This is a genomic window from Streptosporangium sp. NPDC053982 (genome assembly GCF_055585205.1).
In genome coordinates this window covers 97159-121262 of record NZ_JBVJKQ010000011.1, presented here as the reverse complement: position 1 = coordinate 121262, position 24104 = coordinate 97159, and the positions used below count along the sequence as shown (strand labels likewise).

At 73.4% G+C, this 24104-nt stretch carries 22 protein-coding genes; 13 read left to right on the top strand and 9 right to left on the bottom strand.

All coding sequences use genetic code 11. The annotated features are described in order from the left end of the window. Position 1: 1 nt before the first annotated feature. Positions 2-628, bottom strand: coding sequence for a helix-turn-helix domain-containing protein (locus tag ACZ6W9_RS21235; RefSeq protein WP_470119191.1), 627 nt, complete (start codon positions 626-628; stop codon positions 2-4). 73 nt (positions 629-701) lie between these two features. Here ACZ6W9_RS21235 and ACZ6W9_RS21230 point away from each other — a divergent pair, with 73 nt between their 5' ends. Further along, positions 702-2111 carry a benzoate/H(+) symporter BenE family transporter gene (locus ACZ6W9_RS21230; RefSeq protein WP_470119189.1) on the top strand — a complete coding sequence of 470 codons (1410 nt, stop codon included), beginning with the start codon at positions 702-704 and terminating at the stop codon, positions 2109-2111. A gap of 118 nt (positions 2112-2229) precedes the next feature. Here ACZ6W9_RS21230 and ACZ6W9_RS21225 read toward each other — a convergent pair whose 3' ends face one another. Then, positions 2230-2817 carry a hypothetical protein gene (locus ACZ6W9_RS21225; protein ID WP_389966787.1) on the bottom strand — a complete coding sequence of 196 codons (588 nt, stop codon included), beginning with the start codon at positions 2815-2817 and terminating at the stop codon, positions 2230-2232. Between the two features lie 383 nt (positions 2818-3200). On the opposite strand from ACZ6W9_RS21225, the gene ACZ6W9_RS21220 reads away from it, so the two are divergent. From ACZ6W9_RS21220 to ACZ6W9_RS21210, 3 genes are all read left to right on the top strand, one after another. Next, complete coding sequence (locus ACZ6W9_RS21220) at positions 3201-4169, top strand: magnesium transporter CorA family protein (protein WP_389966784.1); 969 nt, start codon at positions 3201-3203, stop codon at positions 4167-4169. A gap of 258 nt (positions 4170-4427) precedes the next feature. Further along, on the top strand, positions 4428-5177 hold the full coding sequence (locus ACZ6W9_RS21215) for an HNH endonuclease family protein (RefSeq protein ID WP_389966781.1): 750 nt from the start codon (positions 4428-4430) through the stop codon (positions 5175-5177). Between the two features lie 145 nt (positions 5178-5322). Continuing rightward, positions 5323-6600, top strand: a complete 1278-nt coding sequence (locus ACZ6W9_RS21210) for an aspartate aminotransferase type Ic (RefSeq protein ID WP_389966778.1) — start codon at positions 5323-5325, stop codon at positions 6598-6600. Positions 6601-6704: 104 nt separating this feature from the next. Here ACZ6W9_RS21210 and pdxR read toward each other — a convergent pair whose 3' ends face one another. After that, complete coding sequence (gene pdxR, locus ACZ6W9_RS21205; protein ID WP_470119186.1) at positions 6705-8267, bottom strand: MocR-like pyridoxine biosynthesis transcription factor PdxR; 1563 nt, start codon at positions 8265-8267, stop codon at positions 6705-6707. Between the two features lie 235 nt (positions 8268-8502). Here pdxR and ACZ6W9_RS21200 point away from each other — a divergent pair, with 235 nt between their 5' ends. After that, entirely contained in the window at positions 8503-9120 is a 618-nt protein-coding gene (locus ACZ6W9_RS21200) for a mycothiol-dependent nitroreductase Rv2466c family protein (protein WP_470119184.1), read from the top strand. Between the two features lie 13 nt (positions 9121-9133). Then, positions 9134-10393 (top strand): MFS transporter, encoded by a 1260-nt coding sequence (locus ACZ6W9_RS21195; protein WP_470119183.1) that lies wholly within the window; start codon positions 9134-9136, stop codon positions 10391-10393. Here the strand turns inward: ACZ6W9_RS21195 and ACZ6W9_RS21190 are convergent. Next, positions 10368-10778 (bottom strand): DUF2000 domain-containing protein, encoded by a 411-nt coding sequence (locus ACZ6W9_RS21190; RefSeq protein WP_362946545.1) that lies wholly within the window; start codon positions 10776-10778, stop codon positions 10368-10370. The genes ACZ6W9_RS21195 and ACZ6W9_RS21190 overlap by 26 nt on opposite strands. Positions 10779-10980: 202 nt before the next feature. Here ACZ6W9_RS21190 and ACZ6W9_RS21185 point away from each other — a divergent pair, with 202 nt between their 5' ends. Further along, the gene (locus ACZ6W9_RS21185) at positions 10981-11823 is read left to right on the top strand and encodes an AraC family transcriptional regulator (protein WP_389966766.1); all 843 of its coding nucleotides are present in this window, start codon (positions 10981-10983) and stop codon (positions 11821-11823) included. A 32-nt stretch (positions 11824-11855) separates the two neighbouring features. On the opposite strand, the gene ACZ6W9_RS21180 is transcribed toward ACZ6W9_RS21185, so the two are convergent. The 3 genes from ACZ6W9_RS21180 to ACZ6W9_RS21170 form a co-directional block, all read right to left on the bottom strand. Beyond that, positions 11856-12695: a class I SAM-dependent methyltransferase gene (locus ACZ6W9_RS21180; RefSeq protein ID WP_389966763.1), complete on the bottom strand. Its 840-nt coding sequence runs from the start codon at positions 12693-12695 to the stop codon at positions 11856-11858. A gap of 643 nt (positions 12696-13338) precedes the next feature. Next, entirely contained in the window at positions 13339-14658 is a 1320-nt protein-coding gene (locus ACZ6W9_RS21175; RefSeq protein WP_389966760.1) for a carotenoid oxygenase family protein, read from the bottom strand. Positions 14659-14695: 37 nt separating this feature from the next. After that, the gene (locus ACZ6W9_RS21170; protein WP_389966757.1) at positions 14696-15316 is read right to left on the bottom strand and encodes a hypothetical protein; all 621 of its coding nucleotides are present in this window, start codon (positions 15314-15316) and stop codon (positions 14696-14698) included. A gap of 87 nt (positions 15317-15403) precedes the next feature. On the opposite strand from ACZ6W9_RS21170, the gene ACZ6W9_RS21165 reads away from it, so the two are divergent. Beyond that, complete coding sequence (locus ACZ6W9_RS21165) at positions 15404-15988, top strand: PadR family transcriptional regulator (protein ID WP_470119180.1); 585 nt, start codon at positions 15404-15406, stop codon at positions 15986-15988. Between the two features lie 153 nt (positions 15989-16141). Here the strand turns inward: ACZ6W9_RS21165 and ACZ6W9_RS21160 are convergent, their stop codons facing one another. After that, positions 16142-16543, bottom strand: coding sequence for a hypothetical protein (locus ACZ6W9_RS21160; RefSeq protein WP_362941322.1), 402 nt, complete (start codon positions 16541-16543; stop codon positions 16142-16144). A 308-nt stretch (positions 16544-16851) separates the two neighbouring features. On the opposite strand from ACZ6W9_RS21160, the gene ACZ6W9_RS21155 reads away from it, so the two are divergent. From ACZ6W9_RS21155 to ACZ6W9_RS21140, 4 genes are all read left to right on the top strand, one after another. Further along, on the top strand, positions 16852-17244 hold the full coding sequence (locus ACZ6W9_RS21155; RefSeq protein WP_362941320.1) for an anti-sigma factor antagonist: 393 nt from the start codon (positions 16852-16854) through the stop codon (positions 17242-17244). A gap of 150 nt (positions 17245-17394) precedes the next feature. Beyond that, positions 17395-17901 (top strand): MarR family winged helix-turn-helix transcriptional regulator, encoded by a 507-nt coding sequence (locus ACZ6W9_RS21150; protein WP_362941317.1) that lies wholly within the window; start codon positions 17395-17397, stop codon positions 17899-17901. Between the two features lie 293 nt (positions 17902-18194). Continuing rightward, positions 18195-19427 carry an FxsB family cyclophane-forming radical SAM/SPASM peptide maturase gene (locus tag ACZ6W9_RS21145; RefSeq protein ID WP_470119434.1) on the top strand — a complete coding sequence of 411 codons (1233 nt, stop codon included), beginning with the start codon at positions 18195-18197 and terminating at the stop codon, positions 19425-19427. Then, positions 19424-20773, top strand: coding sequence for an HEXXH motif domain-containing protein (locus tag ACZ6W9_RS21140; protein WP_362941314.1), 1350 nt, complete (start codon positions 19424-19426; stop codon positions 20771-20773). Before ACZ6W9_RS21145 ends, ACZ6W9_RS21140 begins: the two co-directional genes overlap by 4 nt. Positions 20774-20903: 130 nt before the next feature. On the opposite strand, the gene fxsT is transcribed toward ACZ6W9_RS21140, so the two are convergent. Beyond that, positions 20904-23450 (bottom strand): FxSxx-COOH system tetratricopeptide repeat protein, encoded by a 2547-nt coding sequence (fxsT, locus tag ACZ6W9_RS21135; RefSeq protein WP_470119177.1) that lies wholly within the window; start codon positions 23448-23450, stop codon positions 20904-20906. A 237-nt stretch (positions 23451-23687) separates the two neighbouring features. Here fxsT and fxsA point away from each other — a divergent pair, with 237 nt between their 5' ends. Further along, positions 23688-23858 carry an FxSxx-COOH cyclophane-containing RiPP peptide gene (fxsA, locus tag ACZ6W9_RS21130; protein WP_362941308.1) on the top strand — a complete coding sequence of 57 codons (171 nt, stop codon included), beginning with the start codon at positions 23688-23690 and terminating at the stop codon, positions 23856-23858. Positions 23859-24104 lie beyond the last annotated feature (246 nt).

Below are 24104 nucleotides of genomic sequence, written 5' to 3'. Positions count from 1 at the left end.
GTCACCGCCCGGGGGCCGGCGGACGGCGCGGGTAGCGGATGAGCAGGCTCGCGCGGACGTCCTCGTCGCCGGCCGCCGCGTAGGTGTGCGGGACGTCGGACGTCCAGCTCACGTGCTCGCCCGGCCCGGCGGTCAGGGGCGCGTCGGCCGGGCCCGCGCGGAGGGTCCCGCCGAACACGGTGACGTGCTCGGTGACGCCCGCGTGGTGGGCGGGGGAGGTCTGGACGGTCCCCGCCCGGACCGTCAGCCGGTAGAGCTCGTAGGTGACCGCCTCGTCCTGGAAGACCTCCAGCAACGCGGCCTGTACGGCGGCGCCGTGGACGACCGCCCCCGCCGCGCCGGCGGTCCCCGTCTCCCCGGGGCCGTGCCGACCATGCCGGGCCTCGTCCGCGCCCAAGGCCAGCGCCAGCGGCACGCCCAGCTCGGCGGTGACGGCCCAGAGCGTCTCCAGGGTCGGATTGCGGGTGCCGTTCTCCAGTCCGGAGAGCGTCGCCTTGCCCACGCCGGCGCGCCGGGCCAGCTCGGACAGGGAGACGCCGCGCTCCTCGCGCAGCCTGCGGATCCGTGGTCCGACGGCTTGGGCGCCCGTGTCGAGCGCCGGACGGGGGACTGGTGTGCCGGGCTTCATGAGGGCTATCGTGCAACACGCCGCCGTTCCGTTTACGGAACGAGCGTACGCGACCCCCGGAGAGGAGCACAGGATGACACGTCTTCTGCAACCGGTGCTGGCCGGTCTCGTCACCGGGGTCGTCGGCTTCGCCAGCTCCTTCACCGTCGTCCTGGCCGGTCTGCGGGCGGTGGGCGCCGACGAGCGGCAGGCGGCGTCGGGGCTGCTCGCGCTCTGCCTGGCCAACGGCGTGGTGGCGATCTGGCTGGGCCTGCGGCATCGGATGCCGATCACCATCGCGTGGTCCACTCCGGGCGCGGCGCTGCTGGTCGCGACCGGTGCGGTGCAGGGCGGCTTCCCCGCCGCGGTCGGCGCGTTCGCGGTGTGCGGGCTGCTGGTCGTGGCCGCCGGGCTCTTCCCCGTGCTGGGGCGCTGGATCGCGGCCATCCCCGCCACCATCGCCAGTGCCATGCTCGCCGGAGTGCTGCTCGGCCTGTGCGTCGCACCGGTCCGCGCGCTCGCGGAGATCCCGGCGATGGCCGTACCGGTCGTGCTGACCTGGGCGTTGCTGAGCAGGTTCGCCCGCACGTGGGCGGTCCCGGGGGCGCTGCTGGTCGCGGTCGCGGCGATCGCGCTCACCGGCCCCGGCCTCGGCGCGGTGGACGTGCGCCCGGTGGTCGTGCCGACCGTGCCGTCCTTCGGCGCGCAGGCCATGGTGAGCATCGCGCTCCCGCTGTTCCTGGTCACCATGGCCTCGCAGAACGTGCCGGGCATGGCCGTGCTCGCCGGGTACGGCTACCGCCCGCGGCTGGGCGGCATCCTCGTCGGCACCGGCCTGGCGACCGCGGCCGGGGCGCCCCTGGGCGGCCACGCGGTGAACCTGGCGGCCATCACCGCCGCGCTCGCCGCCGGTCCCGACGCCGGCCCCGATCCCGGACGCCGGTGGATCGCCTCGGTCACCGCCGGGGGATCGATGATCGTCCTCGGTCTCGGCTCCGGTCTGGCCACGGCGCTGGTGCTGCTCTCGCCTCCGGTGCTGATCGAGGCCGTCGCGGGCCTGGCGCTGCTCGGCGCGCTGGCCTCGGCGGTCACCGCGGCCGTGGCGGACCCGGCGCGCCGGGAGGCGGCGGTGGCGACGTTCGTGGTCACCGCCTCGGGGTTCACGCTGTTCGGGGTGGGGGCGGCCTTCTGGGGGCTGGTCGCGGGCGGGGCGATGACGCTCCTGCACCGCCGGAGGAAGGACCGGGCCGTGCCGGGGGAGAACGTCCAGGAGGACGGAGACCCCGGTGAGAGCGGTGAGGGCGCAGGTGGTGCCAGGGGGAACGCCGAGGGCGCAGGTGGTGCCGGAGGGGGCGCCGAGGGCATCGGCGCTTCCGGGGAGGGAGCCGAGGGCGCCGGCGCTTCCGGGGAGGGAGCCGAGGGCGCCGGCGCTCCCGGGGGATCTGGGCTCCCCGGGAAGGAGGCCGGTGCGTCCAGGGAGGAGGCCCGGCTCGCCCAGCGGTGACAGCCGAGCTATCGCCGGGCGAGCGGGCCGCCTGCGCCCCTGCCGGGACGCCTCCTCGCCGGTACGGCCCGCGGGCCGTACCGGCGAGGAAGTCGTGGTGAACCAGGCCGGAGCGTGGTCACCGGGTGGTCTCGTGGCGTCCGTGGCGGCCGGCCACCAGGCGGTCGGCGCTGGACTGCTGGGGCACGTCGACCCGGGGGTGCGGAGCGGTCGTCTCGTTCCGGTCGTCGATGCCGTCGCGGTCCCGGTCGAGCGCCGGGGCGCGGCCGGCGACACCGTGGCGGTCCAGGCCGGACACCGGGGCGCGGTCGGCGACGCCGTCGCCGTCGCGGTCGGACACCGGGGTCCGGCGCTCGGGCACGTGAGCGGTGGTCACGGTGTCGGGGGTCTCTTCCAGCTTGCGCTCCAGCTCCCGCTTCTCGGCCTCCAGGCGGGCGACGCGCTCACGCGTCTCCAGCTTGGTCTCGCGGAAACGGCGGCGCTTCTCGGAGGCGCGACGCATCCCGCTGAAGATCATCGAAAGGCCGAGCAGGAACACGGCGCCGGTGATGGCGCCGGCGAAGAAGAACTCCAGCTGGGAGAGCTGGATCGTCTGGTCGAAGACCGTGAACGACGCGGGGGTGGTCGCCGTGGCGGTCTCGTCCCAGGAGACCGCGATCACGGCAGCGCCCGCGAGTACGATCATGAGGAGTCCCAGAACTATCATTTGACCTCACTTCGGGCTGCGTCTGTGGTGCCCCCGCCTCTGCCCCGGAGAGATGGGATTATGCGCGCGGCCCGGACACCGGAAGCCGCGGGAACGGCGGCGCGGCCGGGGTTTCACGGGCTCACCTGGGCGGGAGCGCGGACGGGAGTCGTCAGGAAGGGAACGACGCCGGGGGCCGGGATCCGCCGGGGCGGTGGCGCAGGGACGCGCGGAGCCGGAGCGGACGAACCGGTCGCCGGGGTGCCGGAGCCGTGCCCGGGGTGCCGGAGCCGTGCCCGGGGTGCCGGAGCCGTGCCCGGGGTGCCGGAGCCGTGCCCGGGGTGCCGGAGCCGTGCCCGGGGGGCGATGCCGCCTCGCCGGGGCGCGGGCTACCGTTGACGGCCATGAACCGTACCCGCCTGTACCGCGACGGCGTCCTGGAAGCGGAGGGCTTCCCCGTGGACGAGGTCTCCGACCACGTCTCTGATCCGTCCGCCGTGGTGTGGTTCGACCTCTGTTCCCCCACCCCCGCCGACCTGGCGAAGATCAGCGAGGAGCTCGGCCTGCACGAGCTGGCCGTCGAGGACGCCCTGCACAGCCACCAGCGTCCCAAGCTGGACATCTACGACAGCCACCTGTTCCTCACGGTCTACGGGGCGAAGTCCGCGGGCGGGCGGCTCGGCCTCATCGAACTGTCGGTCTTCGTCACGAAGAACGCCCTGGTCACCGTCAGGGAGAGCGCGGAGTTCGACATCGCCGACGTCGTCAGGCGCTGGGACGCCAACGGCGCGATGGCCAAGTACGGCGTGCAGTACCTGCTGCACGGCCTGCTCGACCACGTCGTGGACGGCTACTTCCAGGTCCTCCAGGAGCTGGACGACCGGGTCGAGGACCTGGAGGACGAGCTCTTCGACGAGCAGCCCGGCGACCGCGCGCACATCCAGCGCCAGACCTACGAGATGCGCAGGGAGCTGGTGCGGTTCCGGCGGATGGCGGTCCCGACGCGGGAGGTCGTGGGCAGCCTGCTGCGCCGGAACGTGGAGACCCTCGACCCCGTGCTGACCCCCTACTACCAGGACGTCCACGACCACTCACTGCGCGTCGCCGAGTGGACGGACTCGCTGCGCGAGCTGGTGGGCAACGTGCGCGAGGCCCACATGAACCAGCAGGGGTTCCGGCTCAACGACATCATGAAGAAGATCACGAGCTGGGCGGCCATCGTCGCGGTGCCCACGATGATCACCGGTTACTACGGCCAGAACGTGCCGTATCCCGGCTACGGCCATCCGGGCGGCTTCTGGACCTCCACCGCGGCCATCCTCGTGGCCTCGGCCGCCCTGTACGTGGTCTTCAAGAAGAAGGGCTGGCTCTGACGTTCCGCGCGGGTCCCGTGGGTTCCGTCCCGCGGGTTCCGCGCCGTGCCGGGACTCGGGGAACGGGTTCCGGCCGCGCCGCCCCGCGGCTCATCCCGCTCACCGGGCACTCCCGGCCCACGGGACATCCGCGGTTGACCAGGTGTTCCGGACGACTCACCTCCGGGTGCGCCAGAAGTGATGAAACGGTTCGTGTGATCCGTACATGCGCGGGTAGCCCCAGAGCTTCTGGGCCTGTCACTCGTTCCGGAGGCACGATTGGGCGCACGGGGGGTGGTCGCCGCCGTGCTCGGCGCGGCCGTGATGTTCTCGCTGACAGGGCAGTCCGGCACCCGGGCGGACAGCGACACCGCGGCGTCGGCGCGGAGCGGCACCCGGGCGAGGGCCGTCCCGCTCGACAACCCCCGGGGCGTGCGGCCGGGGCTGGCGCCGGTCCTGTCCACGCGGGACCGGGCGGTGGCTCGCAGGCTGATCGCCAGGGTGCGGGTCGGCCGGGTGGGGCCGGTGAAGGGGTACAGCCGGACGAGGTTCGGCGAGAACTGGAGCGACCGGGCCAGGGGCGTGCCGTACGCGCGCAACGGCTGCCGGACCCGCGACGACGTCCTCGCCCGCGACGGCGACGGCGTCACGCGCCGGAAGGGGTCGCGCTGCGTCGTCGTGGCGATGCGGCTGCGCGACCCGTACACCGGCAGGACGATCCGGTGGCGCAGGGAGCGGGCCGGCGCGGTCCAGGTCGACCACGTGATACCGCTGTCCTACGAGTGGCGGATGGGCGCCTCCCGGTGGCCGCTGTCCAAGCGGATCCGCATCGCCAACGACCCGCTCAACCTCATGCCGGTGCACGGCGCCGCCAACCAGGCCAAGGGCGGCGCGGGACCGGCCACCTGGCTGCCGCCGTCGCGCCGGATCCGCTGCGCCTACGTCGTCCGCTTCGCGCAGGTCGCGCTGAAGTACGGTCTCCCGGTCAGACGGAGCGACAAGAAGGTCATGCTGGCCCAGTGCCGCTGAGCCCCGGGGACGCCCGGGGACGCCGTACGGCCTCCCGGGACGCTGCGGGATTCCCGGATCAGCGGTCAATGCCGCGATCCGGCCGTGGCGATCTCCTATCCTTTCGTGCGAAGCCCCACCCGCGACCGTCAGGCGGAGGAACCCCGTGACGATTCCCGCTTCGGACCCCGGCGAGCTCGCCGCCCGGCACGACAGCGCCCTGCGCGACTACGAGGCGCTCAAGGCGCGCGCGCTCTCCCTCGATCTCACGAGGGGCAAGCCGTCGGCACGCCAGCTCGACCTCGCCGACCGGATGCTCACCCTGCCCGGCGGCCACACCGCCGCCGACGGGGCCGACTGCCGCAACTACGGCGGCCTCCAGGGGCTCCCCGAGCTCCGGGAGATCTTCAGCGGACCGCTGCAGGTCCCGGCCGGTCAGCTCGTCGCGGCCGGCAACTCCAGCCTCGCGCTGATGCACGACTCCATCGTGCACGCCCTGCTCGACCGGATTCCCGGCGCCGACCGCCGCTGGGTCGACGAGCCGCGGATCGCCTTCCTGTGCCCGGTTCCCGGGTACGACCGCCACTTCGCCCTGTGCGAGCGCTTCGGCATCGAGATGATCTCCGTTCCGATGACCGCAGACGGCCCCGACATGGACGTCGTGGAACGCCTGGTGAGCGAGGACGCCCAGATCAAGGGCATCTGGTGCATACCGAAGTACAGCAACCCCAGTGGCGTCTCCTACTCCGACGAGACGGTGCGGCGCCTGGCGGCGATGTCCGCGGCGGCACCCGACTTCCGGATCTTCTGGGACAACGCCTACGCCGTCCACCACCTCACGGACACGCCGGTGGAGATCGCCGACGTCCTGGCGCTCTGCGCCGAGCACGGTCACCCCGACCGCGCCTTCGTCTTCGGCTCCACCTCGAAGGTCACCTTCAGCGGCGGTGGCGTCGCCTTCTTCGGCTCGTCCGAGGCGAACGTCGCCTGGATGCTGAAGAACACCGCCAAGCGCACCATCGGCCCCGACAAGCTGAACCACCTCCGCCACGTGGAGTTCTTCGGCGAGACCGACGGCGTCCTCGCGCACATGCGCCGCCACGCCGAGCTGCTCCGGCCGAAGTTCGACCTGGTGGAGACGGTCCTCGCCAAGGAGCTCGGCGGCACCGGCCTGGCCTCCTGGACCACCCCGGCGGGCGGCTACTTCGTCACGCTCGACGTCCTTCCGGGCTGCGCGCGCGAGGTCGTGCGCCGGGCGGGCGAGGCGGGCATCGCGCTGACCCCCGCGGGCGCCACCCACCCGTACGGGGACGACCCCCACGACAGCACGATCCGGATCGCGCCGACCTACCCTGACCCGGCGGAACTGGAGCTCGCGATCACCGGGCTGACCGTCTGCGTGCGGCTGGTCGCCACCGAGAAGCTGCTGGAGCGGGCCGGATAGGGATCCGGGTCAGGGGTTCCACGGGGCCAGGCGGAGGATCGGACTCCGGGAGGTCTCCCGGGTGGTGCGGTGACCTCCCGCGCGACCCGGGGACCCGCCCGTCGTCAGCCCCGGGCGGCGGCCCGGACGATCTCCGCGAGCCGCCGCATCCCGGGCGCGATCCGTTCCGGCGTGATCGCCCCGTAGCCGATCACCAGCCCCGCCTGGGCGGGCGGCTCGGCGCAGTAGGCGGCCAGCGCCTCCACCGCGACCCCGGCCGTCCGGGCGCGCGAGACCACCTCGCCCGGGTCCAGCCGGACGCCGGAGGAGACCCGGGCGCACAGGTGCAGGCCCGCCGCGGAGGGCACCGGGTCGAGCAGTCCGGCGAAGTCCCGCCGGAGCGCGGCGGCGATCCGCTCCCGGCGGGCAGCGTACTCGCGCGTCGCCCGGCGGATGTGCCGTCCCATCAGTCCCTCGTCGAGGAACCTCGCCAGCGCCGCCTGCGCGGACGGCTCGCCGTGCCGGTCGGTGAGCAGCCGGGCGGCGCGCAGCGCGGGCAGCAGCGAGGCCGGGGCCACCAGGAAGCCGAGGCGCAGCGCGGGCAGCAGCGTCTTGGAGAAGGACCCGACGTAGACGACGTGGCCGTCCCGGTCGAGGCTCTGCAGCGGCTCCAGCGGGCGGTCCTCGAACCGGAACTCGCTGTCGTAGTCGTCCTCGACGACCACCGCGCCCCGCCGTACGGCCCACTCCAGAAGCGCGGCGCGGCGGTTCAGGGACATCGGCGTGCCGAGCGGGAACTGGTGGGAGGGCGTCACATAGACCAGGCGGGCGGCGTCGGGGAGGGCGGAGACGACCAGCCCCTCGGCGTCGACCGGCACGCCGGTGACGCGGGCGCCCAGTGACCGCAGCAGCGTCCGCGCCGGTGGGTAGCCCGGCTCCTCGACCGCGACCAGGTCGCCGGGTTCGATCAGCACCCGCCCGACGAGGTCCAGCGCCTGCTGCGCGCCGGCGGTGACCAGCACGTCGGCGGCACCGGCCCGCACCGAACGGGACACCCCCGCGTACCGGGCGATCGCCTCGCGCAGCCCGGGATGCCCGGCCGGGTCGGCGTACCCGGCGGGCCGGACGAGGGCGGCGCGGAGCTCGCGGGCCAGGAGGCGGCGCCAGGTCTCCAGCGGGAACAGCTCCGGGTCGGGGACGCCCACCCGGAAGTCGTAGGGCGGCGGGACGGCCGCGCCGGTCCCCGGATCCCGGAGGGCCGCCGCCCCGGTTTCCGGCTCTCGGAGGGCCGTCGCCCCGGTCCGCGGTTCCCGGAGGGCCGCCGTCCTGGCTTCCGGTTCCGGAAGGGCCGCCGTCCCGGTCCGCGGTTCCGGCGCGGCGAAGCGCCAGAAGGCCCGGGGGAGTACGTCGCCGCCCGCCGGCGCGCTCCTCGGGAGCGTCCGGCCGGGCGGTTCGTCGCACACGAAGGTGCCCGCGCCGACCCGGCCGACGAGGAAGCCCTCCGCGGTCAGCCGGTCGTAGGCGATCGACACCGTGTTGCGGGAGACCTCCAGCCGCCGGGCCAGCTCGCGCGTGGGCGGCAGCCGCTCGCCCGGCCGGAGCCGGCCGTCCAGGACGGCCTCGCGGAGCTGCCGGTAGATGCGCGCGGACAGGTCGCCGCGGCCGGTCAGGGTCACATGGACGTCCATCCGCCCCCTCCTCGATCTCCTCGGATTGGCATGGCCGGTTCGCCGGATATTGGATCTTACGATGAGCCAATCGGCTCCGTAACGTGGGTGCCGAACGTGATCGGCACCGCGACCGGGCCGCACGTGTCCCCCTGACGCCCCCCGATGTCCCCTGCCGCCGGTCCGGCGTCCGCCGGGCTCCCCGCGTGCCCGATGCGCGTGCCCTGTGCGCGTGCCCGATGAGGAGGAAGACGAGATGACGACGGTCGACATGTGGTTCGACCCGAAGTGCCCCTGGGCCTGGATCGCCTCCCGGTGGCTGCTGGAGGTCGAGCGGGTCCGCGAGGTGGAGGTCCGCTTCCGCGTGATGAGCCTGGCGGTGCTGAACGAGGGTCGCGAGGGGCTGGAGGAGTGGTACGTCGGGTGGCTCGCCCAGGCGTGGGGCCCGGCGCGGGTGGCGCTCGCGGCCGAGCGGAAGTACGGCGCCGCCGCCACCCGTGACCTCTACACCGCGCTCGGCACCCGCCTCCACCACGACAGGACGCCGCCCGGCCGCGACCTCTACCTCGCCGCGCTGGCCGAGGCCGGCCTGCCCGCCGAACTCGCCGACGCCGCCGGCACGGACGACCTGGACGGGGAGCTGGAGGCCGCCAACCGCGCAGCCCTCGGGCCGGTCGGCGAGGACCTCGGCACCCCCGCGATCCACGTGCACGGCCCGGACGGCACGGTCAACGCCTTCTTCGGGCCGGTGGTGAGCCCGATCCCGCGCGGTGAGGACGCGGGGCGCCTCTGGGACGGCGTCCTGCTCGTCACCTCCGCCGACGGGTTCTTCGAGCTGAAGCGGAGCCGCACGCGCCCGCCGGTCACCCGCTGAGCGGGAGGCGGACATGGCCGGCCGGATCATCCCGCCTCCCGGGACGCCGCGCGTCCTGGCGCTGGCGCAGCTCGCCAACTCCTTCGGCGACGGCGCGTACTACGTGTGCTCGGCGCTGTACTTCACCCGCGTCGCCGGGCTCTCCCCCGAGCAGGTCGGGTTCGGCCTGACCCTCGGCTGGGCCGCCGGGTTCGCCGCGGGGGTCCCGCTCGGGCACCTGGCCGACCGCCGGGGGCCCCGGGGGGTCGCCGTACTGCTGGCCGTGGCGACCGGCGCGGCGGTCGCCGGGTTCCTCCTCGCCGGCTCGTTCGGCGCCTTCGTGGTGGCGGCCTGCCTGTACGGGTGCTGCCAGTGCGGCCTCGCCGCCGCCCGGCAGGCCCTGCTCGCCGCGCTGGTGGGACCCGGGGAGCGGACGAGGGTCCGCGCGTACCTCCAGGCCACGGTGAACGCCGGGCTGGCGGTCGGCGCGGCGCTGGGCGGGCTGGCCCTGTACGCGGGGACGCGCGAGGCGTACCTGGCGGTGTTCGCGATGGACGCGGCGAGCTTCCTGGTGGCGGCGCTGGTGCTGCTCCGCCTCCCCGCCGTGCCGCCCGCGCCGCCCGCCCCGCCCGGAGAGCCCGCGCTGGCCGTACTGCGTGACCGGCCGTACGCCCTGGTGACCCTGCTGAACACGGTCATGCTGCTGTACATGCCGATGCTCAGCCTGGTCGTCCCGCTGTGGATCGCCCAGCACACCCGGGCGCCGGGCTGGACGGTCTCGGCGCTGCTGGTGCTGAACACGACGGGCGTGGTGCTGTTCCAGGTGCGGACGGCCCGCCGGGTGACCGGCCTCGCCTCCGCCGCCCGCTCGGTACGGCGGGCCGGCGCGACGATGCTCGCCTCGTGCGCGGTGTTCGCGCTGTCGGCGGCCGTCCCCTCCGCCTGGGCGGCCGGGGCGGTCCTGGTGGTGGCCGCCTGCCTGCAGGTGGCCGGCGAGCTGATGCAGGCGCCGGGGGCCTGGGAGATCGGGTTCGGCCTGGCCCCCGCGGACCGGCAGGGCCAGTACCAGGGCTTCTACGGCGCGGGCACGGCGGTCGCCAGGATGCTCGGCCCCCTGCTGCTCACCACGATGGTCGTGGGCTGGGGCGCCCCGGGCTGGTTCGCGCTGGGCGGGCTGTTCCTGCTGGCGGGCCTGGCGACGGGCCCGGCCGTACGCTGGGCCGAGAGGGCCCGTCCGGCCGGCCGGGCCGGACCCGCCGCGGTGCGGCTCACTGATGCAGGCGAAGTCCCTTGAGGGCCTTGTCCACGGCGTTCCGCGGTCCGTGGACCGCGATGCCGACCAGGCGCAGCTCCTCGGCCGGCACGTCGCGCACCGCCGCCCGGTTGTCCTCGTCGTTGTCGGTCTTGAACAGCTCCTCGGTGTAGAGGGCCACATCGAGGCCGCGGGCCAGCGCCCGGGAGTGGGCGGCGGCCAGACCCGGGGCGTCGGCCGCGTAGACGAGGACGGGCTGGCGGAACATCGCGAGGTAGGAGTTGCCCGACCCGTCGGCGTACGGCTCGCCCGTCACCCGCGGCTCCCCGCCGGCCACCCCGCTCGCCAGGAAGGCCGTGACGTTGAGCTTCTGCCAGACCGCGAGGTCCTCGCGCACCACGATGCCGATCTTCGTATCGAAACGCATGGGCCCAGCCTGACCGCGCGGTCCCCGCCGGGTCTTGGACGCTCGTGCGGCGGGCCGGCGGGCCGGCGGGACGGCAGGAGGGCGGGACGGGTCGGACGGCGGAACAGCGGGGCAGGCGGGCAGGGAGGGTCAGGTCCGGCAGACGGGACCACAGGACAGGCGGCACGGGCGGTTCGGGCGGTTCAGGCGGGACAATGGACGCATGCCGCGTGACTGGTCCCGGTACTGGAGATCGCCCCGCCCGGGGCTGGAGGCGATGCACGCCCACTTCGAGCGGCACACCTACCACCGTCACAGCCACGAGACCTACTCGTTCGGGGTCACCGACGCCGGGGTGCAGGCGTTCACCTGCCGGGGCGGGCGACACCGGAGCACGGCTGGGATGGTGCTGGCGTTCAACCCCGACGAGCCGCACGACGGCCGGGCCGGCGACGAGCTGGGGTTCACCTACCGGATCGTCCACCTCGCCCCCGAACTCGTCGCCGGCGCGCTGTCCGACGCCGCGGGCCGCCCGGTGGGTCTTCCGCTGTTCCCCGATCCGGTCGTCCACGACCCGGTCCTCGCGACGGCGCTGCGCCGATTGCACGCGGCGCTGCTCGGCGGGGCTCCCGCGCTGCTCCGCGACGAGCTGCTCGACGCCGCCGTACGCGCCATGGCCGCCCGCGCCGCCGCTTCGGGCCCCGCCTCCGGTCCCCGGTGGAGCCGCGGGGCCCCGGCTTCCCGCGGCGCGGCAGTCCTCGCCGCGCGGGCGGCCGAGGCGCTGCGGGCGGACTACCGGGCCGACATCACCGCCGACGAGCTGGCCGTGGCGGCAGGCTCCAGCCGCTTCGCCGTCTACCGCGCCTTCCGGGCGGTGTACGGCATGGCGCCGAGCGACTACCGGCGGCAGCTCCGCCTGCGGGCGGCCCGCGACCTGCTGGCTGGCGGCGTGCCGATCGCCGACGCCGCGGCGGAGACCGGGTTCACCGACCAGGGGCATCTGACCCGGTGGTTCGTCCGCTGTTACGGGGTGACTCCGGGCGCCTACCGTCGGGCCGTGGCCTGAGGAGCCGCCCGGGTTCTCCGGATCCGGAGCCGTCAGCGCTGGACCCCGGCGGCGGGAGCCTGGGGAGGGACCGCCGCGACGCCCGGACGGGGGAGATCGGCGGTGACACGGTCCGGGAACGTGATACGGATCTTGGACTGCCTGTGGGAGAGCCTCTCCCAGTCGTCCATGAACGTCGCCCGCAGGCCGTGCTTCCCGGCGAGGGTGACCAGGGTCTCGGTGCGGTAGTAGAAGTCCTCGCCGAGGACCTGGTGCTCCTCGCCCTCGGTACGGTCGAAGGTGAAGTCGAACCAGCCGTCCGGCTTCATGATCCGCCCGATGTGCGCGAAGCACTCCTCGATCACCTCGGGCGGGGAGTGGGAGAACACGCTGTGCGCGTGCACCACGTCGAACATCGCGTCGGGCAGGAAGTCGAAGCGCATGTCCCTGATCACGGTGAGGTGGGGGAGCTTCTCGCGCAGGCCGTGGCCGGCGACGACGTCCTGGGCGGCGAACAGGATGTCGGGGGAGATGTCCACGCCGTAGTAGTCGCCGGTGCCCAGGTGGCCGATGAACAGGCGTCCGGCGCGCAGGTTGCCGCAGCCGATCTCCAGCATGCGGTGGCCGGGTGCGAGGCCGTGCCGTACGAGGTAGTCGAACTGCATCTGACCGGCGGCCAGCCAGCGCCGGTGCGCCTTGCCGCCGACGGCCGCGTGGGCGCCGCGGGCGGCGTCGGACCTCATGATGGCGCGGTAGTAGCCGACATGGTCGGAGGTGCGCAGCCGGAGCCAGGCGTTCCTGGTCGCGCGCCGCAGGTGCCGGGGGATCCGCCCGGGGCGGCGGAGGGCGTACCGGATCTGGTGGGCGAGGCTCGCCCGATTGTGGTTCTTCACGTCTCTCCCCACGTCGAGACCGTGTTCCGATGATCATGACAGGGATCCGATCGTATCGGAGAGTGATCGTCATGGGTCTCAACGTGAGGTTCGCGGGAGTGGCGGGCGCGCCGCCCGGCCCGTCCGCCCCGGTGAGCCTCCGGACGGTCCACGGACCCACTCGGGGGCGCCGGCGTTCTGGACCCGCTCGGGGGCGCCGGTGCCTGGACTGAGGAGAGCCGCGAGGGGCGCCGGTGTCTGGACTGAGGAACGCAGCCGCGGAGCGGCGGAGTGACGAGGGAAGACACCGGGTCAAGAGCCCCGAGCCGCGACACGCAGTGTCGCCATGAGCCCGCGAGGGGCGCCGGTGTCTGGACTGAGGAACGCAGCCGCGGAGCGGCGGAGTGACGAGGGAAGACATCGGGTCAAGAGCCCCGAGCCGCGACGCGCAGTGTCGCCATGAACAGGGAGCGCAGCGAGTGATCGACGAGGGAAGGCACCGGGTAAGAGCCCCCGAGCCGCGACGCGCAGCGTCGCCATGAGCCCGCGAGGGGGCGCCGGTGTCTGGACTGAGGAACGCAGCCGCGAAGCGGCGGAGAGACGAGGGAAGACACCGGATCAAGAGCCCCCGAGCCGCGACGCGCAGCGTCGCCATGAGCACGGTTCAGTCGTTCCCGTCGGGGATCCAGGAGCCGTGGAAGCCCGCAGGGACGCGGCGCGGGAGCCGTACGGAGGCCGTGAAGTCCAGCCCGGCGGCGTCGAGGACGAGCAGCTCGGAGCTCTCGCCCCGCCGGTCGGTGACGATCGACAGCAGCCAGCCGTCGTCCTCGGACCGGGCGGCGGAGGCGGGCACGAAGACCGTCTCGCCGGGCCGCCCGTCCAGCTCGACGGCCCGGCTCGTGCCGGTCTCGGTGTCGTACTTGACCACCGCGCCGGACGAGACCGCGTAGCGGAACCTGCTCGCCCTCCCGACGTGGGCGTCGTTCAGCGTGGGGAACTCCACGGGGCGGTCGTCGAGCTGCTCCTCGGCGGCCGTGCCGCTCACCGGGTCGAGCGTCCAGCGGTGCAGCACGGCGCCGCCGGTGCGGGAGGCGGGGTCGGGGCCGCCGCCGACGAGAGGCCAGATCCCGGTGAAGGCGTCGCGGGAGTAGCGGACGGCGTCCAGCGTGATCCGGCCCGCGGCGTCCTCGCGGGCGTTGCCGACGTGGAAGACGTAGCCGGGGTCGACCTCGAACCAGGTCACCCGCCCCGCGCGGTCCATCGCGCCGATCCTGGCGCCGTAGGCGTCGTCCCAGCGGTACGGCAGGCCGCCGCGTCCGGCGAGCTCCATGTCGAAGACGACGGGCAGGTCCAGCCACACGACGTGGTGCTCGGTGATCGCGAAGTCGTGCATCATGGTCGGCCCCGGCACGTCCACGACCCGGCTCTCCACCAGCTCGCCGCCGGCCGACAGGCGGTGGTAGGTCAGGTAGGGGGCGGTGAAGCCGTACCCGAAGAAGTGGAGCTCCCCGGTGACCGGGTCCTGCTTGGGGTGCGCGGTCATCGCGGTGGTGAGCCGGCCGCCGAAGTCGCACGGCCCGACCGTGCCCAGCTCGGGCGTCACCTCGTACGGCAGGCCGTTCTCGACGAGCGCGAGGATCCTGCCGGAGTGGTGGACGACGTGGGTGTTGGCGGGGACGGCCGTGCGGTCCACGGTGCCGTCGACGTGGATGAAGGGCGCGCCCTCGGTGAGGCGCCGGGTGCGGACCCAGCGGTTGCGGTACCACTCGGCGCGGCCGTCGCGGAGCCGCACGCCGTGGAGCATCCCGTGGCCGGTGAACCAGTGGCCCGGGTCCTGTCCGGGCAGCGGGTTGGGGCCGTTGCGGAGGTAGCGGCCGGTCAGCTCGGCCGGGAGCGCGCCGGTGACCGGCAGGTCGGCGGCGTCGATCTCGTCGGGGACGGGGGCGAGGTGGCCCGCCAGGTAGAACGGTGTCTCGGTGGTCATGTGCGGCTCCGGATCTCGCGGTCTCGGTTCGTGCGGATCAGGCGGTGTGGCCGGTGGCGTGGTCGGTCGTCCGGCCGGTGGTCCGGTCGGCGGCGTGGCCGGCGGCCCGGTGGCGCCGGGCGACGGCCTTCGGGTAGCGGACGGTGAAGACCGCCGGGGCGGCGAAGCTGAGGACCTTGACGGCGACGACGGCGGCGGTCGCGTGCGGGGCCTCGTGGAGCAGGACGGCGAGCGTGACGGCGGCGGCGGTGAAAGCCGCCCCCCACACCATGGTGATGACGGCGTTGACCCGGAGGAACAGCGGGGTCCGCCACACCTCGGGCGGGGTCGTCCGGCGGGCGATGCCGAGGGTGAACGGCCTGCGCACGGCCAGCGACCCCCAGGCGGTGAGCGCGAGCCAGGCGTTGACCAGGGCCGGGCCGTACGGCATGAGCGGGGAGCCGGGGTCGGCGAAGGAGAGCAGGGTGACCAGCAGGAAGAACACCGCGGCGCTGACCTCGATCACCATCTGGTCCCACGTGCTGCCGGTCCGGCGGTCGGCGACGATCACCCCGGCGGCGATCACGAGCCCCAGGATCGCGCCGTAGCGCCACTCGTCGCTCGTGGCGACGACGGCGTAGGCGATCCACGGAAGGAAGCCGAGCAGACTGCGGACCATGTGGGGGCTCCTGACGTTCCTGTTTAGACATGTCGAGACTAGAACCTCCTGTCACGACATGTCAACGCAGGAATATAGGGTGGGCTCATGAGCCTTCGACACGCGCTGCTGGGCCTTCTGTCCGGAGAGCCCGCCAGTGGCTACGACCTGCTGAAGATCTTCAATGTCTCACTGGCCAACGTGTGGCCCGCCACCCAGAGCCAGGTCTACGCGGAGCTGGGCCGTCTGGCGGAGGCCGGCCTGGTGGAGGTGGTCGCCGAGGGGCCGAGGGGCCGCAAGGAGTACGCCATCGCCGAATCCGGCCGCGCCGAGCTCCGGCACTGGCTGACGGAGGTCGCGCCGGTGCGGACGGGCCGCAGCGAGACGCTCCTGCGCGTGTTCTTCCTGGGGCAGGTCGAGCCCGAGCAGGCGCGCGCCTACCTGCGGCGGCTGGCGGAGACCGCCGAGCGGTCCGGGCGTGACCTCGCGGCGCTGAGCGACGCCGTCTCGGCGGAGGAGGACGACCTGGCGTTCTACGGCCGGCTCGCCCTGGAATGGGGCCTGCGCTTCAGCGCCATGCAGCGCGAGTGGGCGGACTGGGCCGAACGGCGGATCGAGGAGCGCGGCGCGGCGCTCCAGGCGGTGGGGCCGCCCGGAGCATCCGGAGCGCCCGGCCGCCTGGAGGGCCCGTGACCGTGCCGGGCGTCCGGGCCGCGACCGCCCGACCGCCCGGGACGCTGGACCGCCCGGAGCGCCTGACCACCCGGGCGGCCCGTGAGCGCGGCCTGCACCCGGACGGTGTCGTGGCGGAAGCGGAACCCCGCCGGCCCCGGCGGAGGCGGTTCGTCAGACTCCGGGCCGGAGCCGGAGCAGGCCGTCGGCGAACGCCTTCTGGCTGAGCGCGCCGAGCCGTACGACGGAGCTGGGGTAGGGGCCTTCGCAGCTCGTGTCCTGGGCGACGAGGTCCGGGCGGATCACGGCCGAGTCGATCACGCCCTGGCCGTACCCCATGAGGAAGGAACGCAGCTCAACGGGGCCGGGGCGGTCGCCCTCCCGCCGCAGGGTCTCGTCGATGACGGCGACCTCGCGGGCGATCGCGTCGGACAGGGCCCGGTCCGTGGCGGCCCTGGCCAGGATCTCGCGGCCGAAATGAACGTACAGATACTCCAGGGATGTGGCCGGGAGGTGGCTCGTCAGAGTCCGCGCCCGCATCATGCGCAGGGTGTGGGCCAGCCGAAGCATCAGCATCTTCATGCTTCTCTGAGACGGTCGCGGGCTCCGCCGGGATGGCGGTGACAGCGAATCGTTATCCGGCGGATACCGGTCGCCCCCGGCCCGCCCTGATGCGGTGGGAGGCCCGCACCGCGGTGAACCCGCTGGTCACCGAGCGCGCGACAGGGGCGCGGCCTGGTCGGGGGGCCTTTTCCCGGTTCAATTGCACTGTGCAATGATGGATCGGCAAGCCGCTCGGGCCGCACGCGGACGGTCCAGGGTGAAACGGACGAAGGGCCGCTCGGGCGCGACCGCCGCCCAGACGAGCGGGCGAAGAGGATGTCGTGCGGGAAAGAACGGGCCACGGTCGACCTGCCGCCTTCTCCGTGACCACCGGGCTGCGCGGCGACGTCGTCATCCTGCGTCTGGCCGGCGAGCTCGACCTCGCCGCGGCGCCCCTCCTGCGGGCACGCCTCTCGGAGGCGATGGCGCTCATCACCCCGCCGCATATCGTCATCGACACCGAGGAGCTCCTCTTCTGCGACTCGTCGGGGCTGAGCGTCCTGGTGGGCGGGCTGCGCGGCGTGCTGGCCGCGGGCGGGCGGCTGGTTCTCAGCGGGGTCCGGCCGCGCTTCGCCCGCCTGCTCGCGCTCACCGGCCTGACCCGGGAGCTCCGGGCGTACGCGACGGTCGACGAGGCCGCCGAGCACCTGGCGCCGTTCCGGGAGGACAGGTGACGACGCCCGGGGCGACCGGGCGCGGCGGATCGGGACCCGCGAGGGTGTCGGGACGGCCGGGGCGGCGCGGGGCCGGTGGGCGGCGACGCCCGCGGTGGAACAGGCCAGGTGAAGACGGGTCTGACGGACCCGCCGTGTAGAACAGAACCTATGTCGGAGCATCAGGCGAGCCGGGTGGGCACGGACGGGGAGGACCCCTCCGCGGTCGTCTCGGCGGTGCTCACCGGCTCGCGCCTGCTCGTCGCCATCGCCGCCCGGTCCCTCGGCGCGGTCGAGGACAAGGTCACCCTGCCGCAGTTCCGCATGCTCGTCGTCCTGGCGGGCCACGGGGACACCAAGCTCGTCACGATGGCGGAGCGGCTCAACGTCAACCCCTCGACGGCGATGCGGATGGCCGACCGCCTCGCCGCCTCCCGGCTGGTGGTCCGCGAGGTCAATCCGCGGAACCGGCGGGAGACCCTGATGCGCCTCACCGAGGAGGGGCGGCGCATCGTCGACGAGGTCACCGCCCACCGCCGCCAGGAGATCGCCGACATCGTCTCCCGGATGTCCGCCGGCCAGCGCCACGCCCTCGTCTCGGCGATGACCGCCTTCAACGAGGCGGGCGGCGAGCCGCCGGTGGGCGCCGCCCACCCCCTCGGCTGGCCCGACGTCTAGACGGCGTCCGTCCCCATGCCCCGTCCCCCGGGAGCGGGGTTTCGGACGCCGGATATGAAAAGGCCGTTACTCCGATTTCTCTTTTCTCTCATCTCCTCGCTTCTCCGGCTCGCAGATAAGTGCCGCGGGAAAGGAGTCACCTTTGGGGAAGAAGGGAGGGCATCGGGTTTTGATGGGGTTTAGCGTATTGTGTCTGACTCTGAGTTTTGCGATCCTCGAAACAGAACGGACAGGACGGCGGCGAACCCGGCCGCTCGGGCGGATCGCGGACGAGAGGCGGATCGCGCGTGGCCATGCGTGCCCAGCGGCCCTTCTCCGCCGAGGGCGGGAAGGAATGGCCCGCGACACTGGACGTTCCGGCCCTGACCGCGGCGGGCTGGCGCCCCACCCCGTTCCGGGAGTTCATCGTCAAGATCCACAGCCGGTGCGACCTCGCGTGCGACTACTGCTACGTCTACGAAATGGCGGACCAGACGTGGCGCTCCCGCCCCGTCCGGATGTCCCCGCAGACCCTCGACCGGGTCGCCGCCCGCGTCGCCGAGCACGTACGGTCCCACGGGCTGACCGCGATCCGGGTCGTGCTGCACGGCGGTGAGCCCCTGCTCGCCGGGCCCACGGCGATCCGCCGCCTGGTGGACGCCCTGCGAGCGGAGATCGGCTCCTCCGCGCGGACGGACGTGGTCGTCCAGACGAACGCGGTCCGCCTCACCGAGGACTACCTCCGCCTGTTCGACGAGCTCGGCGTCCGGGTGGGGGTCAGCCTGGACGGCACGGCCGAGGCGCACGACCGGCACCGCCGCCGCGCGGACGGCGGAGGCAGCCACGCGTCCGTGCGGGCCGCCCTCGAACGGCTGACGAGCCCCCGTCACCGGCACCTGTTCGCCGGCCTGCTGTGCGCCGTGGACCTGCGCAACGACCCGCTGGACACCTACGAGGCCCTGGTGGAGTTCCGGCCGCCGGTCATCGACCTGCTGCTTCCCCATGGGAACTGGGACGACCCGCCGCCGGGCCGCGGGCCGGACCGCTCCGCCACGCCGTACGGGGACTGGCTCGTCGCGGTCTTCGACCGGTGGTACCGGGAGCCCCGGCAGAGGACGCGGGTGCGTCTGTTCGGTGAGATCCTCCATCTCCTCTTCGGCGGGGCGTCCACCAGCGAGGCGATCGGGCTCTCACCGGTGGGAGTGCTGGTCATCGAGACCGATGGAAGCATCGAGCAGTCCGATGTGCTGAAGTCCGCCTATCACGGGGCTCCGCACACCGGTCTGCACGTGGACCGCGACCCCTTCGACGCGGCGCTGTCGCTGCCGGCGGTGGTGGCCAGGCAACTCGGAACCGGGGCGCTGTCGGCGACGTGCCTGGCCTGCCCGGTGCACCGGGTGTGCGGGGCGGGACTGTACGCGCATCGCTATCGGTCCGGCACCGGGTTCGCCAACCCGTCGGTCTACTGCCCGGACCTGTTTCGCCTGGTCACCCATGTGAAGCGGGTCGTCGAGGCGGATCTGGCCGTACGGCTGGGCCGCCCATGAACCTCGGCGCGCACCGCCTAGGAGAGACCGTTTTCCGGGCTCTCGCGGCGGGAGGCGGCGGTGCCGCGGTCCGCGACCTGGCCGCAGCCCAGCACAGCAGGCACATCCTGTTGATCCGCGGGGTCGTGGACGCCGCGGCCGGAACCGGCCACCCTCAGGCCGCCCGGGTCCGCCGGGCCTACGACCTGCTCGCGGACGTGCAGGCCCACGCGCCCGCGGAGACCGAGGCGGTGATCCGGCATCCGGGCACGGGCGCGTGGGCCCGCCGTACGCTGCGCGCTCTGCACGCCGGGGCGGCGGCTCCGGACGGCGGGAGTCCGCAGCGGGCCCCGGCCGTTCCCGAGGGCCTCGCGGCCGTCGCCGTCGCGGCGGCGATCAGGGCGGGTTTCGCGGCCGTCATCGAGGTGCCCCTTCATGAGGGGACCGTCGTGCTGCCCACTCTCGGCCGTGCCGTCCTGGTCCCCGGCGGGGACGCTGACCGCGCGGTCGTGCGGGTCACTCCGCATCGTGAGACGGAGATCATGGCCGGTGACGACCGCGTGCGGGTGCCGGCGGACCATCGGACCGACGCCCCGGGCTGGCATGGCGTGCGCCGGTTGTCAGCCGAGGTGGGAGGGACCGGGATCGAGCTGCTCCTCGACGACGTGGACGCGCACTGCCTGCCCGCGGCGACGACCGCGGCCGGCCGGTTGACGGGAGCCGAGGCCGGGAACTGGTGGACGCTCCTCGACGGAGCGTGGGAGCTGCTCGTCAAGCACCACTGGACCGTCGCCGCGGAGATCGGCGAGATCGTCAGGGTGCTGGCACCGCTGGCTCCACCGGCGAGCGGGCAGGTGAGCGTGTCGTCCCGGGAGACGTTCGGTTGCGTGGCGCTCTCCACGCCGGAGGACGAGAGGGTGCTGGCCGTGACGCTGGCCCACGAGGTCCAGCACGCCAAGCTCACGGCGTTGCTCGATCTGGTGCCGCTGACCCTGCCGGACACCGGGGCACGCTACTACGCGCCGTGGCGCGACGACCCTCGGCCGGTGAGCGGCCTGCTGCAGGGGGTCTACGCGCACCTGGGGGTGGCCGGGTTCTGGCGACGTCAGCGCCTTCACGAATACGGGAACTCGGCGATCAGGGCGAACGCCGAGTTCGCCCGCTGGCGGGACGCCGCGGCTGAGGCCGTGCGGACGCTCACGGCGAGCGGGGCGCTGACCCCCGAGGGGACGGCGTTCGTCTCCGCGATGGGCCGGACGCTGGCCGGCTGGTGCGGGGAGTCGGTGCCGGACACGGCTCTCGGGCTCGCCCGCCGCGCCGCCGAACGGCACCGGCGGGACTGGCGCCTGCGCAACGGTTCGCCCTGACCGGCCCGGTACGGCCCGTCCGCGTGGCTCACGGGGCGCGCCCGGGTCACCCACCCGCCTACTGCCCGGCACACACGACCCGCCCGGTCCGCTCATCAGGGCGGACCGGGCGGGATCCGGCGGGTCCGGATCAGATCGGCGGAGGGTCGAAGTCGAGGTCGAGGTGCCTGCCCTCCAGGGCGACCCTGGTATCCGGATGGTCGGGCCCGAGGGTCCGGGCGTAGGCGTCCAGGGTCTCCTCGGAGAGACTCTTCGCCTCCCCCTCGGCACCCGCCCGGTACAGGTCGGCCACGAGGTTCGCCGCGCCCGCCAGGGCGACGGGGTGCTCGCGGCCGAGGATGGTCCGCAACCGCTCCAGGGTGTCGCGCCGCAGTGGGATGGCCTCGTCCAGTTCCCCCAGCATGACCAGGTCTGTGGCGAGGTTGGTCGCGATGGTGAGGCTGTAGTGGTGGTCGCGCGAGAGCCGGGCGTCCAGGGCGGCGAGCGAGGCCCGGTCGAGGTCGCGGGCACCGATCACGTCACCCCGCACCCGGCGCAGTACGGCCAGGTTGCCGGCGCAGCCGTGGCGGTAGGGGTGGTCCGCGCCGTAGACGGCGGGGTACCGCTCGAGGGTGTCCTCGGCGAGGTGGAAGGCGTCATCGATGTCGCCGTTGCTGCGCAGCGCGTTGGCCAGGCTCATCGCGGCGGCGAGGGTGTCCGGGTGGTCCTTGCCGAAGATCCGCTCGTAGCGGGAGAGAATGTCCCGGGCGAGCTCGATGGCCTCTGGGATCCGGCCGGTCCGCCGCAGAGCGATGGACAGGTCCTTGGCGGTGCGGAGCGTCCAGGGATGCTCGGCGCCGAGTTCCTGCACGCCGTAGGCGTGGGCGTCCTCACCCAGGTCACGGGCCTCGGGGTAGTCGCCGCACAACCGCACCACCCGGGACAGGCCGTTCCAGGAGGAGAGCACGTCGGTTCTGCTGACGCCGTTGACGCCGACGTTCTGCTGCTGAAGGAGGTAGGTGTCCTCGTGCAGCTCGCGGGCCCGCTGGTACCGGCTGATCAGGCCGTAGTCGACCGCGAGGTTGTTCATCATGTTGAGTGTCCAGGGGTGGACCGGGCCGAGTACCGCCTCGTGCCGCCGCCGGGCCTCCTCGTCGACTTCCAGAGCCGCGGCGAAGTCGCCTCGGGCGCGCAGGTCGGCGGCGTGGATGTTGGTGACGACCAGCGTCTGTGGGTGGTCCGGTCCCAGGACCCGCGTCATCTGCTCCAGCGTCCGGCTGTTGAGGTCGTACGCCTCGCGGTACTCGCCCAACTCGCGCAGGACGTCGCCCAGATGCCGCTGCGCGGCCAGCACGTCGGGGTGGTCGGGGTCTGAATCTGCCCGCCAGCGCTGCAGGAACTGCTCGGCGAAGGCGCGCGCGGACTGGTAGCCGCCGGAGACGAACAGGTAGCGGAGGAGGTCCAGCGCCATCCGCCGGACGGCAGGGTTCCTGCTCTCCGGCACCAGCGCCGGCGTCACGTGGGCGAGGAGGTCGGCGTATCGCGGCCAGTTGGCCGTGTCGTCGGGGTCGAGCGGCGCTCCGGCGGCGAGCAGGAGGTGGACCTCACCGCGGTAGCGGGCCTGCTCCCGGGCGGTCAGCTCGTCGCGGATCAGCGCCTGGATCAGCCGGTGCACCTGGATGGTCCGGCTGGGGGAGTCGATGCGGGCCAGGGCGAACCGGCCGAGCTCCCGGATGGCCCTGCTGAGCAGGATGGGGTTGCCGAGGATACGGCGCAGGGCGCCGGCGGCCTGCGGGCCGTCCACGTCGGCCGTGTCGCCGGACAGCGGCCGGAACACATCTCGGGGGATGGGTTCGGCGCCGAAGAACGCGCAGCAGCGGAGCAGCTCGACCGCCTCGGGGAGCTGCTCCTTCAGCCGCTCCACCGATAGCGACCACGCCGCGGTCATCGACAGGGGGTACTCCGAGGGCTTGCTCTCGGCCAGCAACTGGCTGGTCTTCTCGGTGAGCAGCCGGAGGTACTCGTCGACGGACATTCCCGTCTCGGCCTGCAGGGCGCCGGCCTGCTCCAGCGCCAGCGGCAGGTCGCCCAGCTCATCGGCCAGACGGCCCGCGTCGACGGTGCTGATGGCCTTGGGCACGCGGCGGTTGAGGAACTCCACGCTCTCCGCCCGGTCGAAGACGTCGACGGCGAGCGTGTCGACGACTCCCTCCCACCGGTGGTTGCGGGAGGTGATCAACACGTGCCCGGGGCCTCGAGGGATGATCTCGTTGATGTCCTCGGGCTGGTCGGCGTTGTCGAAGATGAGTAGCCACCGGGAGTAGGGCTCGCCCCGACGCAGCGCGTCGAGGACGGCGGCGGAGGCGTCCTCGATGCCGGTGACCGCCGCCGAGGGCAGCTTGAGGTGGGGTGCGAGGGCGGCGAGCGACGAGCGTACGAGGAGGGGTTGGTCGGCGGAGATCCACCAGACGAGCTCGTAGTCGCCCTGGTAGCGATAGGCGTACTCGACGGCGAGCTGAGTCTTCCCGACGCCGCCGATGCCGTGGAGCGCGTGAGGCAGAACGGCGGTGACGTCCATCGTGATGCCTTCGCGCAGACGGGAGAGAAGGTCTTCCCTGCCCGTGAAGTTCATGTTGCGCTGGGGTACTTTGCCCCAAACGTGTGGAATACGCCCGTGTTCAGCCTTCACAATGGCCATCCTAAGCGCGCGACCCCCCGATCGTCGAAGAGGCGGGCGTTTCATCGGTGTCTGCTGTGGGGGAATATAGAGGGCGTCGCCCCCGTTGTCCAGAATGATACGATTAATCATTGCATGTGAATTTATCTGCGACATTCGACCGAATTTGGACATGCGCAAACGGGCGCGTGACCATGGTCGGGCGGCGTGCGAAGATAGAGGAGCGGAGCACCGGGAGCGAAGGTGACGGGAGCGCCTATGTCGGATGAAGACGTCACGCGGGACAGTGGGCTCATCGACGTCTCGGGGCTTTCTCTGAGAGATCTCGACCGGCTCGACGAGACCGCCCTGGCGCATGCGCTTCGTAGGCTCATGGAGGTCGAGGAGCGGGACGCCGACCCGGTCGCGGGTCACCAGTCGTCCGTGTGACGCCCCGCGCGCCGCGGACGGGTCCCGTCGATGACAGGTGGGTGATGAGGGTGCGGTCGATGCCCGCTCCGCGGTCAGCGGAGCCGGCGTGTCATCGTCCGCTCGCGGTACGGCGGAAGCCGTGCTCCCGATGGGCGCGCGCGGATGAGGCGGAAGCAAGGATGCGTAAAACTCGTGCACACATTCCATTTGGTCACTCGGGACACCGCTCCGCTATTTCGGCAGTGACGCAGGATTCGGTCGACG

Excerpts from the sequence above, each read along its gene's own strand:
- ACZ6W9_RS21235 (WP_470119191.1), bottom strand. The coding sequence starts at position 628 with ATGAAGCCCGGCACACCAGTCCCCCGTCCGGCGCTCGACACGGGCGCC.
- ACZ6W9_RS21170 (WP_389966757.1), bottom strand. The coding sequence starts at position 15,316 with ATGGTCCGCAGTCTGCTCGGCTTCCTTCCGTGGATCGCCTACGCCGTC.
- ACZ6W9_RS21190 (WP_362946545.1), bottom strand. The coding sequence starts at position 10,778 with ATGCGTTTCGATACGAAGATCGGCATCGTGGTGCGCGAGGACCTCGCG.
- fxsT (WP_470119177.1), bottom strand. The coding sequence starts at position 23,450 with ATGGCCATTGTGAAGGCTGAACACGGGCGTATTCCACACGTTTGGGGC.
- ACZ6W9_RS21185 (WP_389966766.1), top strand. The coding sequence starts at position 10,981 with ATGCCGCGTGACTGGTCCCGGTACTGGAGATCGCCCCGCCCGGGGCTG.
- ACZ6W9_RS21225 (WP_389966787.1), bottom strand. The coding sequence starts at position 2,817 with ATGATAGTTCTGGGACTCCTCATGATCGTACTCGCGGGCGCTGCCGTG.
- ACZ6W9_RS21195 (WP_470119183.1), top strand. The coding sequence starts at position 9,134 with ATGGCCGGCCGGATCATCCCGCCTCCCGGGACGCCGCGCGTCCTGGCG.
- fxsA (WP_362941308.1), top strand. The coding sequence starts at position 23,688 with ATGTCGGATGAAGACGTCACGCGGGACAGTGGGCTCATCGACGTCTCG.
- ACZ6W9_RS21230 (WP_470119189.1), top strand. The coding sequence starts at position 702 with ATGACACGTCTTCTGCAACCGGTGCTGGCCGGTCTCGTCACCGGGGTC.
- ACZ6W9_RS21150 (WP_362941317.1), top strand. The coding sequence starts at position 17,395 with ATGTCGGAGCATCAGGCGAGCCGGGTGGGCACGGACGGGGAGGACCCC.
- ACZ6W9_RS21175 (WP_389966760.1), bottom strand. The coding sequence starts at position 14,658 with ATGACCACCGAGACACCGTTCTACCTGGCGGGCCACCTCGCCCCCGTC.
- pdxR (WP_470119186.1), bottom strand. The coding sequence starts at position 8,267 with ATGGACGTCCATGTGACCCTGACCGGCCGCGGCGACCTGTCCGCGCGC.
- ACZ6W9_RS21200 (WP_470119184.1), top strand. The coding sequence starts at position 8,503 with ATGACGACGGTCGACATGTGGTTCGACCCGAAGTGCCCCTGGGCCTGG.
- ACZ6W9_RS21165 (WP_470119180.1), top strand. The coding sequence starts at position 15,404 with ATGAGCCTTCGACACGCGCTGCTGGGCCTTCTGTCCGGAGAGCCCGCC.
- ACZ6W9_RS21160 (WP_362941322.1), bottom strand. The coding sequence starts at position 16,543 with ATGCTGATGCTTCGGCTGGCCCACACCCTGCGCATGATGCGGGCGCGG.
- ACZ6W9_RS21220 (WP_389966784.1), top strand. The coding sequence starts at position 3,201 with ATGAACCGTACCCGCCTGTACCGCGACGGCGTCCTGGAAGCGGAGGGC.
- ACZ6W9_RS21145 (WP_470119434.1), top strand. The coding sequence starts at position 18,195 with ATGCGTGCCCAGCGGCCCTTCTCCGCCGAGGGCGGGAAGGAATGGCCC.
- ACZ6W9_RS21140 (WP_362941314.1), top strand. The coding sequence starts at position 19,424 with ATGAACCTCGGCGCGCACCGCCTAGGAGAGACCGTTTTCCGGGCTCTC.